Origin of the sequence: Micromonospora sp. NBC_01412, assembly GCF_045040215.1 — a bacterium.
GTDB classification, from domain to species: Bacteria; Actinomycetota; Actinomycetes; order Mycobacteriales; family Micromonosporaceae; genus Micromonospora; species Micromonospora rubida.
Window position 1 is genome coordinate 847,473 of record NZ_CP109528.1, and the last position, 11,842, is coordinate 859,314.

Consider the following 11,842-nt stretch of genomic DNA (forward strand, 5'->3'; position numbering starts at 1 on the left):
CCTAGTATGGCGTGTGCCCAACGAGCAGCTCCGGCGGATGGACGCCTTCACCTTCCCGTCCTACTCGATCGACCTCTCCACCGGAGAGGCGTTGTTCGACTACGCCCTCACCGGCCCCGACGGTGAGCAGCGGTTCACCGAGGTGATCACCCTGCCGCTGCCGGTCGAGCCGCCCTCGGACGAGACGGTGGCCACCCTGGGCCGGGTCCTGGAGCTGCTGCACGTCGTCGCCGGGGTCAGCTACTACAAGGCCGCCGCGCCGCCCCGGCTGGCGCTGCCGGCGCCGCTCGGCCCGGCCGCCGCCGAGCTGGTCACCGCCGTCTACACCAGGGGCCTCGCCGAGTACGCGTACCGCAACCAGCTCCCGCACGTGCTGGAGCTGGTCCCGGAGGTCCCGCCGGGCTCGGTGTCGCCCGCCCGCGAGTACGACAACTCCGACCTGCGCCCACTGTCGGCCGTCGGCGGCGGCAAGGACTCCATCGTCAGCCTGGAGGCGCTGCGCCGGGCCGGCTTCGACCCGGTGCCGTTCTCGGTGAACCCGAACCACGTCATCGTCTCGGTCAACGAGGCGTCCGGGCTGGCCCCCCTGGCCGCCCGACGGCGGCTCGACCCGGTGCTGTTCGACCTCAACGCGGCCGGCGCGCGCAACGGCCACATCCCGGTCACCGCGATCAACTCGCTGATCGCGGTCGCCACGGCGGTGCTCAACGGCCTCGGCCCGGTGGTGATGTCCAACGAGCGGTCCGCGTCCGACCCGAACCTGGTTTGGAACGGGCACGAGATCAACCACCAGTGGTCCAAGGGGGTCGAGGCAGAGGGGCTGCTGCGGGCGGCGCTGGCCGAGCACGCAGGGCTCACCGAGCCGTACTTCTCGCTGCTGCGCTCGCTGTCCGAGCTGCACATCGCCCGGCTGTTCGCCGCGATCGACCGGTACGACGACGTGGTGACGAGCTGCAACGCCGCGTTCAAGCTGCGCGACGCGAGCGAGCGGTGGTGCCGCGACTGCCCGAAGTGCCGGTTCGTCTTCCTGGCCATGGCGCCGTTCATGCCGCGCGAGCGGATCATCCACATCTTCGGCGGTGACCTGCTTGCCGACGAGGCCCAGATCCCCGGGTACCGGGAGCTGCTGGGCGTGGACGGGCACAAGCCGTTCGAGTGCGTCGGCGAGGTCGAGGAGTCGGTGGTGGCCCTCAGCCTGCTGGCCGAGCAGGACCAGTGGCGCGAGGCCCCGGTCGTCCGCGCCCTGGTCGACGCGGTCCCCGAGACCGCCTGGTCGGCGGCAGCCAACTCGGACGTCTTCACCCCCGGCGGCCCCAACCACATCCCCCCGCCCTACACCAAATCCCTAACCCCCCTGACCCCCTGACCCCCTCCCCACCCCCACCCCCACCCCCACCCCCACCCCACCCCACCCGCCGCGTTGATCAAGAGGTTTCGGTCAGGAACGGCCGAATCCCCGACGCAAACTTCTTGATCAACGCGGAGGGCGGGCTGGGCCGGGCGGGGCGGTGGGGGCGGGGCAGTGGGGGTGGGGTTAGGGGGTGCGGACGGCGTCCAGGGCGAGCAGGGCGACGTGTAGGGAGAGGCACGCCTCCACGGAGTCGAGGTCGACATCGAGGATGCGGGCTATGCGGGCCAGCCGCTCGTAGAACGCGGGCCGGGACAGGTGTGCCGCGGCGGCCCCCGCCGACTTGTTCCGGCCCTGCTCCAGGTACGCCCGCAGGGTGCCGAGCAACTGCTCCCGGGGGTGCCGGGCGTCGTACGCCAGCAGTGCGCCCAGCTCGCGCTCGACGAACGTCTGCAACCGCGGCTCGTCCCGCAGCAGGTGCAACAGGCCGGCCAGCCCGACGTGCGGCAGCCGGAAGATCGGCAGGTCCCGGCGGTCCCGGCGGGCCGCGTCGGCGACCTGCCGCGCCTCGACCAGCGAGCGGCGTGCCTCCCGCAGGCTGCCCACCCCGGACCCGGCGGCGACGATCACCGCGGCCGGCCCGGCGGTCCGAGCCTGCGGGGGTACACCGGGCCAGGCCTGGGCCGCGGGGCCGGTGACGCCGCCCGGCCGGGCGGAACCGACGCCCGAGGCGGGCACGCCCGGGCGGGCGGGGACGGCGTCGGGCGGGCGGGGCGGGGCGGCGTCCATCCGGTTGCGACGCAGCGCGGCGGCGAAGGCGGCCAACGCCCGCTCCTCGGCCGCCGCGTCGGGCAGGGCGAGCAGCACGCCGACGGCCTGGTCGTCGATGGCGCTGCTCAGCCCGGTCAGCTTCGCCTCGCGCAGGGCCTGCCCGACCGCCTCGGACAGGTCCCGCAGCCGGGCCGGCCCGGCCTCCGGATCGACCGGGCCGGACTCGCCCGGGCTGCCGACCTCGGCGGCCGGCTCGTCGGCCCGGTACCGCACCACCACGCCGACCAGGTGCCGGCGTTCCAGCGCCACGCCGAGCGCCCGGGCCCGCAGGGCCACCTCGTCGACGGGGCGGGAGTGGTCCAGTAGGGCGGTGAGCAGGGTCCGGTGGATCTGCCGCTCCAGCCCCTCCGCGTCGCGGCGGATCAGCCGGCCCAGCGCGAGGGCGGAGGCGGCCCGCTCGACGAGGATGGTCAGCCGGGTCGGCGGTGCGCCCGGCCCGATCCGACCCGCCTCCGGGTCCGGCACCCCGTCGCGGACCGGTGCTGGGGTGGTCAGCTCGCTGCCGGCCGGCCAGCGCAGCAGCAGTCGACCCCAGTCCTGCCCCCGGGCCCCGACGGTGGTCACCAGCCAGCCGCTGTCCTGGTCGTACGCGGTGCGCCCGGCCGGGCTGATCCGCCGCGAGTGCTGCTCCCAGCCGTCCAGCAGCAGCGCGGCGCTCTCCCCCGCCGGGTCGTACGCGAGCACCTGCCGGGACAGGTTCTCCAGCACCACCGGGCAGCCGGACAGCTCGGCGGCCTGCCGGACCACCTCCGCCGGGCCGGCGCCCTCTACCGACAGCTCGGTGAACCGCTGGTGGATCTCCTCGGTCGCCCGCAACTCGGTGAGCTGGGCGTCGACGATCAGCGCGTGCACGGCCTCGGTCACCCGGACGAACGGGGTGGCCCGGCGCAGCTCCACCAGCGGCAGGCCGCGCCGTTCGGCGGCGGCGGCCATCACCCGGGGCACGCCGCTGACGTACCGGCGGCCCAGCTCGACCACCAGACCGGAGACCCCGACGTCGGCCAGTGCACCGATGAACACGCGCAGGCCGTCGTCGTCGGCGGGCAGCCCGATGCCGGTGGTGAGCACCAGTTCGCCGCCGCGCAGCAGGGTGGCGATGTCCGGCACCTCGGCCACGTGCACCCAGCGCACCGGCCGATCCAGGCCGGCTTCCCCGGCGACCAGGCGGGGCGCGCCATGGCGGACCGGGTCCAACGCAAGGACCTCACGGACGGTAGGGAACACGGGCGACACGCTACCGTCCGTGACGTCGATCCTGTACCACCAACCGGTCGGCCGTGCCCCCCTGACATCGATCTTGTGCAGTACGGTGCCTTTCGACCACGACCAATCGGAAGGAGCGGCATGGACGGGACAACTGTCAGCCGGCGCGGGTTCGGCAAGCTGGTGGGTGCCGCCGCGGGGGCGGGGGCTCTGGGGGCGCTCGGGGTGGGCGCGACGGCGGCCCAGGCGGTGCCGGACACCTGGACCGCCACCGGCACCACGGTCGCCGCGCTGAGCGCGTTCGACAACGCGATGAAGGCGTTCATGCAGGCCAGGCACATATCCGCCGGGCAGCTCGCGGTCACCTACCAGGGGCGGTTGGTGCTCGCCCGGGGATACGGCGACAACTCCCCCCAGCTCATCCAGCCGACCTCGCTGTTCCGGGTGGCCAGCCTCTCCAAGTCGCTGACCGCCGCCGCGCTGGTCCGGCTGGCCCAGGACGGCAAGCTGGGCCTCGACGACCCGATCACGAAGTTCCTCCAGTTCACCCCGCCGGCCGGCCAGGCGACCGATTCCCGGCTGCCCCAGGTCACCCTCCGGCGGCTGCTCCAGCACACCGGCGGTTGGAACCGGGACCTGACCGCGTTCGACCCCCTGTTCAAGGACCGGGTCATCGCCAGCTCGCTCGGGGTGCCGATGGAGCTGACGCACGCCGACGTCATCCGGTTCATGTCCGGCCAGCCGCTGTCGCACGCCCCCGGCTCGACGGTCTCCTACAGCAACTACGGCTACCTGCTGGCCGGCCGGATCGTGGAGAAGGTCAGCGGCCTGCCCTACGAGACGTACGTGCGGCAGAAGCTGCTGGCGCCGCTGGGCATCACCCGGATGGCGACCGGGTGGACGATCAGCCGGCACAGCGGCGAGGTCGGCTACGAGTCCCAGTACACGGGCCAGACCGTGCTGGACAACTCCGGCACGGTCGTCAACGCCCCGTACGGCACGTTCAGCATGCGGCTGCACGACGCCAACGGCGGCTGGCTCGCCTCGGCGGTCGACCTGGTCCGCTGGGCCCGCGCGTTCGAAAGCGGCAGCCCGGTGCTGAACAGCACCTCGACCGGGCAGGTCTTCGCCACGCCCGCCGGGCTCGGGGTGAACCCGGACGGTTGGTACTACGGGATGGGCTGGGCGGTCCGCCCGGTCACCGGCGGCACCGGACGCAACATCTGGCACACCGGCAGCTTCGCCGGTACGTACAGCCTGCTGGTCCGCACGTACCACGGGCTGAGCTGGGCGGCGGTGTTCAACCGGCGCGACGATCCCTCCGGGCTGAGCTACGCCCCGATCGACTCCGCGTTGTGGACGGCGGCGAGCGCCGTGACGAGCTGGCCGACCCACGACTTCTGGCCGACGTACTTCACCGCCTGACCCGGCTGCCTGCGGTGGGCGGAACGCCGCCCGCCGCCGGCGCGGGGAGGGGGACGCCCGTCCCGCGACCCGGAACGGGCGGGTCCAGACCGGACTCCCCGGCGACCAGGCGGGGCGCGCCATAGCGGACCGGGTCCAACGCGAGCACCTCACGGACGGTAGGGAACACGGGCGAAACGCTACCCTCCGTGATATCAGTCCCGCACGGGCCGCCGCCCAGTCTCGGGCCCGCGCCCAGTTGAGGAAGCGCTCCTGCAGGTTGAGGACGCGTTCGGGGTTGAGCTGGACGAGCTGGGCGCGGGCCTCGGCCATCAGCCCGCTCAGGTAGAACAGCAGGGCCGTATGGTCGCCCCGATACTCCACCAGCAGGCCGAGCCGGGCCGGCTGGCAGGGCCACTCCGCGCCGCAGTTACGGCACCGCCAGAGCGGGCGCATCGGTACGTGCGGAATCATCCGGTGCGTCATCGGCTCATCCGCAGGGCGATGGCGCGGGCCTCCTCGTGGCTCAGCGGCAGCCACCAGAGGAACCGCAATCCCGATTAACACTCTCCTCGATCCGCTCAGCAAGCCGCGACTCCAGGAAATAACCTCGCACGGCAGAGTGACGTAAAACAGGGCTGTTGATCTTTGGAGCCCAAATCAGAAGTCCCCGGCGTGAGGAATCGCGGTTCTTGGACAGTTCTCGTCCCCTGTTGCCGGAAACCGTCCAAGATCCAGGGGGCGGTAGGCGAAGTTCACGCCGCGACAGAGGCGGGGCGGGGCGGTGTTCGGCGCGAGGCGGGGCGGGGCGGTGTTCGGCGCGAGGCGGGGCGTGACGTCGCGGCACCACCGTTGCCGCCGGTCCCCGCGTGGACAGTGGAGAGGGGAACGGTGGCGCCATCGACCGGCTCCGCCCAGCCGCACCCATCGCCGCTTGACGAAACCCATAGGACACCCCAACGTCCAGCAGCAGTTCAACCACGCCCACAACCGGCTTCGCGCGGCGGTCGGCGAACACGGCAACAGCCTGCTCAAGGTGACCTTCAAAACCCTCCGCAAGGTCAGCCCACGTCCCTGGAAGATCGGGGACATCGATCACCGCAACCCTGGTCATCCTCCACATCGAGCCGAGACGGACCGCCTAAAACGACAGCCACCCCGTCACTCGGAAACGTTCATTCAGTCCCACAAACACCCGACGGGTACTGACGGATTCTGGACAGAAAGTGATTCGTGAGGCAAAGGTACGTCGCTGTTCGGTATTGTCGGCGACACCAACGTCGAGAAGTCACTCCGAGGAGCGGAATTGCTCTACATCAACAAGGTACCGATCCCCGACCTGAGCGTCGAGGGCGCGATAGCTCCATACGCCAAAGACATTGAGAGCGCATTCACCAAGTTCGCCGAATCAACCGGGGACACCCTCGATAATTCCACCAAACAAGCAGTTCTCGACCAGTTGATCACCTGGTCCGGGCCGGGAAAGAAGGAAACCTTCCCGTCCTGGCCGGCGGCCGTACGTGCCGCTCACTCCAATATCAAGACCGGCGGGCTCCTCGGGGCCAGCCACATGGAGGAGGTGAAAGCCCACAGCAAAGAGGGCTTCAACATGGCCATGGGCAGCGTCAACTGGGCCAACTGCGGCAAGACCTCCGACAACATCCTGTTCGAGCTGAAAAAACTCCACCCCCAACTCGCGGACGGGATCACGAGCGGGGAACGGTTGACGTTCCCCGCCGGCAAGGGCGAAGCGGCGAGGCAGGCTCTCAGCGCAATGCCGCAACAAGGGCAGATCCTGCTCCTCGACTGCACCTTTCCCTTGGTCCACACATTCGTACTTGAGGTCCACTCGAACGGGAATCGCTACCTGTGCCAGGGTTACCAGGGCGCTTACTTCGCCAACTGGTGGACGGGCAAGGACAACAACGGCCTGATCATCGGCAAAGAGCAGGACAGGGACATCACCGAAGCGGACCGGATCCGGCTGAACGGGACACGGGATGGATGGGGCCTCGGCAAGGCCATTCCCGTCGACAGGTTCGAAGCCATGGTGCTCACCCTCGCCAAGGCGCTCAACGTCGCTGGTGAGCAGGACGTCGCCGAGGACTTCAACGACAGCGACAAGGTGGCCGAGCTCACGGAGCGCGAGACCGCCGCATGGCGTGCGTTCGCGAAATTCTGGTTGGACCTGCCGTTCTTCCCGGTCAAGAGAGAGGCCGACAGCGTCGGAAAGCGGACCACGCGCCCCGAGATCCAGATCACCCGCATCCAGTTGCCAGATCTCGCCAAGGGCACGGGCGTCTCGATCTCCGTTCCGGTGATACCCAACTCCATCAAAGGCTGACACCTCCTGACTGGTGTTGAACGCTCATGCCGGGTCGTCGCGGCTCAGCTCCCAGCAGGCAACAGCGGTCGCGGCGGCCACGTTGAGCGAGTCCACCCCGCGCCGCATCGGGATCACCACCCGCACGTCGCTGGCGTCCATCGCGGCCCGGGTCAGCCCGGCCCCCTCCGCGCCGAGCAGCAGCGCCGAGCGGGCCCGGGCGGCGGCGTCGAGACGCTGGATCGGCACCGCGTCCGGCGCGGGGGTCAGCGCCAGCACCGCGAAACCGGCCGCCCGCACGTCGGCGAGCGCGTCCGGCCAGGGTGCCAGCCGGGCGTACGGCACGGCGAAGACCTCCCCCATGCTGACCCGGACGCTGCGCCGGTAGAGCGGGTCGGCGCAGGACGGGGAGAGCAGCACGGCGTCCACCCCCAGCGCGGCCACGGCCCGGAAGATCGCGCCCAGGTTGGTGTGGTTGTTGACGTCCTCCAGGATCACCACCCGCCGGGCGTCGGCGAGCACCTCGGCCGCGTCCGGCAGCGGCTTGCGGTGGAACGAGGCGAGCACCCCCCGGTGCACGTGGAAGCCGGTGGCCCGCTCCAGCACCTCCTGGGTGGCCGCGTACACGGGGGCGTCGCCGGTGTCGAGGTCGGCGAGCTGGTCGACGCGCTTGGCGTCGACCAGGAACGACCGGGCCGGGTAGCCGGCCCGCAGCGCCCGGCGCAGCACCAGCTCCCCCTCGGCGATGAACAGGCCGTGCGGCGGCTCCCACCGGGTGCGCAGCTCCACGTCGGTCAGGGCGCGGTAGTCGGCGATCCGGTCGTCGTCGGGATCGGTGATCTGGTGGACGGGCACCCGGCGATTCTGCCGGACCGCGCCGCCGGCACCGCGCGCCGGTCGCCCCGCGGCGTTTTCCACGGGTACGACGGGGAACGTGCCCGAGGGCAGCGGACGCGACCGGAGGGACCTGACGGGTGAGCGCTAACCAGGCCGGCGGGCCGACGCCGGACGGACAGGGCGGCCTGCCGAAGGGCGCCACCGTCGCCGACCACATCGTGGCCCGGCTGGCCCTGTGGGGCGTACGCCGGTACTTCGGCCTCCCCGGCGACGGCATCAACGGCATGACCTCGGCGCTGCAACGCGCCGCCGGGCGGGCGGAGTTCGTCCAGGTGCGGCACGAGGAGACCGCCGGTTTCGCCGCCTCGGCGCACGTGAAGTACGGCGGCGGCCCGCTCGGCTGCGCCCTGGTCACCAGCGGCCCCGGGGCGGTCCACCTGCTCAACGGCCTGTACGACGCGAAGCTGGACCACCAGCCGGTGGTGGCCCTGGTCGGGAACACCGCGCTGACCGCCGAGGGCGGCAGCTACTACCAGGAGATCGACCTGCTCGCCCTCTACAAGGATGTCGCCTCGGCGTTCCTGGCCCAGCTCGACGACCCGTTCCCAGGTGCGGCACCTGGTGGACCGGGCCTGCCGGACGGCGGCTGAACGGCCCCGCACCGCAAAAGGCCCCGCACCGCAAGGCCGCCGGCGCTGAGCACGTGCCGGCCACCGCCGCGCACCCTCAGCCGCGGCGGTTCGACCAGCGGAGCGGGTTCACCGGGTCGTCCTGCTGCTGGCGGGACGGGGTGGGGCGGGGCGGCTCCGGGCGGTGCACCTCGCCGGCCAGCTCCCGGCTGGGCGGGGTGAACTCGCGCACGGGCTGGCCGTCGACCGCCGTACGGATCGTCCGGGCCACCGCGCCGATCACCTTCGCCTGCACGGCCGAGCCGACCGAGTCGCCCGGGTCGTCCGGGTTGGCGGCGATGCCGGCCACCGCGACCTGCGGGGTGAAGCCGACGAACGTCTCGGTGGCGTTCTCCTCCGAGCTGCCGGTCTTGCCGGCGACCTGCCGGCCGACGATCCGGTCCACCGAGGTCGCGGTGCCGCCGTCACACTGGCCGAACGTGGTCTGCTGGCCAACGGGGCAGCGCGCCGCGTCGGTGGCCGCCCGGGCCACGTCGGCGTCGAGCACCTGGCGGCAGGACGGGTCGCCGACCGGCACCCGGTCGCCGTCGGCGGCGGTCACCGAGACCACCGGCAGCGGGGCGCAGTACGTCCCCTCGGCGGCCACGGTCGCGTACGCGTTCGCGAGGTCGAGCGGGGTGGTGGCGGCCACCCCGAGGGTGAACGAGCCCCAGTTGGCCGCGTTGTCCTCCGCGAAGGCAGCGTCCGAGCCGGCCCGGAAGGTGATGCCGAGGCGCTGGGCCATCTCCACCACCTTCGCCGGGCCGACCTGCTCGGCGAGCCAGACGAAGTACGTGTTCACCGAGCGGCCGAAGCCGTCCCACATGGTGCGGTAGCCGTCCATCCACTGCGGGTTCGCGTTCGCCGGGCACCACTTGCCGTCGCAGCTTCCCGCGCCCTCGGCGGCGTACCGGGTGGGCAGCCGGCTGGGCGCGTCGAAGCCGGTGGCGAGCTGCTTGCCGTTCTCCAGGGCGGCGAGCATGGTGAACAGCTTGAACGTCGACCCGGCCTGGTACCCGTCGACGCCGCCGCCGCCGGAGATCAGCGGGTTGACGGTGTTGGGGTGGTTGGCCTGCCCGTCCGGGTTGTCCTCCAGGCTGTAGTGCCGGTTGACCGCCATGGCGAGCACCCGGCCGGTGCCGGGCTGCACGGCCGCGATCGGCAGGGCCCGCTTGTTGTCGTACCCGTAGACGGCGGTGGCCTGCTGCTGCGCCGTGGCCTGGATCTTCGGGTCCAGGGAGGTGACCACGGTGTAGCCGCCCCGGCGCAGCGCCTGCTCGCGCTCCTCGACGGTCTCGCCGAACGCGGGCTGGGTGAGCCACCACTGGCGCAGGTAGTCGCAGAAGAAGCCCCAGTCGTCGTGGCCCTGCGCCACGGCGGTGCAGCCGTTGGGCTGCCGGGTGGGGCTCAGCGCCAGCTTCTCCGCCTTGGCCGCCGTGGCCTGCTCGGCGCTGATCGCGCCGGTGCCGGCCATCGCGTCGAGCACGTACCCGCGCCGGGACAGCGCCGCGTCGGCGTCGCCGTCGATCGGGCTGTACGCGTCCGGCGACTGGACCAGGCCGGCGAGCAGGGCCGCCTCGGGCAGGGTCAGCTCGGCCGGGGACTTGGCGAAGTAGCGCTGGCTGGCCGCCGCGATGCCGTACGCGCCGGAGCCGAAGTACGCGATGTTGAGGTAGCCGTTGAGGATCTCGTCCTTGCTGAGCCGCTGCTCCAGCGCCGTGGCGTACCGGATCTCCTGGAGCTTGCGCCCGACGGTCTGCTCGGTGGCGGCCTGCCGCTCCTCGGCGGTGCGGTCCGGGTCGGTCTTGAGCACGTTGCGGACGTACTGCATGGTCAGCGTGGAGCCACCCTGCTCGGTGCCGCCGCCCCTGACGTTGGCGACCAGGGCTCGGGCGAGGCCGCGCAGGTCGGCACCCCCGTGCGAGTAGAACCGCTGGTCCTCGGCCGCCACGATGGCCTGGCGCAGCACCGGGGCGATCTCGGCCAGCGGCACGTCGGTGCGGTTGACGTCGTAGAACGTGGTGATCAGCGTCTTGCCGTCGTTGGCGTAAAGGTACGACCGCTGCGGGGTGATCGGGGTGCGCAGCGCCTCGGGCAGCACAGCGTACGACCCGATCGCCGACTTCGCGGCAAAGCCGAGCAGCAGGTTGCCCGGCAGCGCCGCGACCGCCAGGACGAGGCCGGCGAGCACGCCGGCGAGCAGCACGGTGAACAGCCGCGACAGCGGCGACCGGGGTGGCGGCATGGAGCCAAGGATTGCCACGAAAGCCGCGATCCGGCCACCTCGGGGGGCGATTGTCAGGTAACTCACCGCGTCCTGCCAGGCGCTTCCCCACCTGGGCGGCGGGTTTCGGGACGAACCTCGCGACCGGCCCACGGGAGACCGGGTCAGCCAGCGGCGAGCGGGCCGCCGCCGGGGCCCCGGGGCGCGCCGCCGCCCGGGGCGGTGGCGGTGGCGACGCTGGCGCTGGCCGCGTCCCGGGCGATCGCGGCGGGAACCAGGCGGCCGGAGCGGTACCCGATGCCGATGCCGGCGATCAGCACGAAGATCGCCCCGAAGGTCTGCAAGGACCCGATCAGCGCTCCGCCGATGCCGACCAGCGGGGCGGCGATCATCAGCATCGTGCCGTCGCCGATGCTGAACATGCCGGAACGGGCCACCGCCCATCCGGTGAGGAACCAGCCCACCGTGTAGCAGGTGGCCCCGACCAGCACGAGCGTGCGGGCCGTGGTGCCGAAGACCGGGGCCTGCTCGGTCAGCCCGGCGAAGGGCAGCATGAGCACGGTGCCGGCGACGCTGACCAGCAGCCCCGCGGCGGCCACCCGGCGACTACGGGTGGCGGCGAGGAGGCCGGTCAGGGCCAGCAGTGCGAGCAGCCCGAGCCAGACGGCGGCGACCCAGCCGATCAGGTAGAGCTGCCCCCCGTCGGCCGGGTACGGGGCGTTGCCCATCCCGCCGTCGCTGGCCATCGCGACCACGCCGTACAGCACCGCGTACGCCGGCAGCAGCCAGACGGCGGCGCGGCCGAAGCGGCGCAGCGACCAGGCCCAGGTGGCGTCGGTCGCGGGACGGGCGGGCGTCGGCTCGCCGACGAACGGCAGCACCCCGAACCCGCCCCCGGTGCGTCGGGTGCCGATCGGCCCGGCCGGGTCGTGCGCACCGGGCACCGGGGTGCTGGAGAAGAGCTTGTCCGCGGGATTCTTCATGCGTCACCTCGCTGCGCTGGT

7 protein-coding genes and 1 pseudogene are annotated in these 11,842 nt (G+C 72.2%); 4 read left to right on the top strand and 4 right to left on the bottom strand.

Features of this window, described 5'->3' with window-relative positions:
- Positions 1 to 13: 13 nt before the first annotated feature.
- Complete coding sequence (locus OG617_RS03570; protein ID WP_405098621.1) at positions 14 to 1,366, top strand: hypothetical protein; 1,353 nt, start codon at positions 14 to 16, stop codon at positions 1,364 to 1,366.
- A 168-nt stretch (positions 1,367 to 1,534) separates the two neighbouring features.
- Here OG617_RS03570 and OG617_RS03575 read toward each other — a convergent pair whose 3' ends face one another.
- Entirely contained in the window at positions 1,535 to 3,403 is a 1,869-nt protein-coding gene (locus tag OG617_RS03575) for a PucR family transcriptional regulator (protein ID WP_405098623.1), read from the bottom strand.
- A gap of 120 nt (positions 3,404 to 3,523) precedes the next feature.
- Between OG617_RS03575 and OG617_RS03580 the strand changes: the two genes are divergently transcribed.
- Positions 3,524 to 4,807, top strand: a complete 1,284-nt coding sequence (locus OG617_RS03580; protein WP_405098625.1) for a serine hydrolase domain-containing protein — start codon at positions 3,524 to 3,526, stop codon at positions 4,805 to 4,807.
- Between the two features lie 1,285 nt (positions 4,808 to 6,092).
- A complete protein-coding gene (locus OG617_RS03585; RefSeq protein WP_405098627.1) occupies positions 6,093 to 7,130 on the top strand; it encodes a hypothetical protein in 1,038 nt (345 codons plus the stop codon).
- Between the two features lie 24 nt (positions 7,131 to 7,154).
- Here OG617_RS03585 and OG617_RS03590 read toward each other — a convergent pair whose 3' ends face one another.
- On the bottom strand, positions 7,155 to 8,027 hold the full coding sequence (locus OG617_RS03590; RefSeq protein ID WP_405098629.1) for a TrmH family RNA methyltransferase: 873 nt from the start codon (positions 8,025 to 8,027) through the stop codon (positions 7,155 to 7,157).
- Positions 8,028 to 8,083: 56 nt separating this feature from the next.
- Between OG617_RS03590 and OG617_RS03595 the strand changes: the two are divergent.
- Positions 8,084 to 8,600, top strand: a pseudogene (locus OG617_RS03595) (thiamine pyrophosphate-binding protein); the annotation flags it as partial.
- 72 nt (positions 8,601 to 8,672) lie between these two features.
- On the opposite strand, the gene OG617_RS03600 reads toward OG617_RS03595, so the two are convergent.
- Both OG617_RS03600 and OG617_RS03605 read right to left on the bottom strand, forming a co-directional pair.
- Positions 8,673 to 10,859 (bottom strand): transglycosylase domain-containing protein, encoded by a 2,187-nt coding sequence (locus tag OG617_RS03600; protein WP_405098632.1) that lies wholly within the window; start codon positions 10,857 to 10,859, stop codon positions 8,673 to 8,675.
- Between the two features lie 143 nt (positions 10,860 to 11,002).
- A complete protein-coding gene (locus tag OG617_RS03605; RefSeq protein WP_405098634.1) occupies positions 11,003 to 11,821 on the bottom strand; it encodes a hypothetical protein in 819 nt (272 codons plus the stop codon).
- Between the last annotated feature and the right edge of the window lie 21 nt (positions 11,822 to 11,842).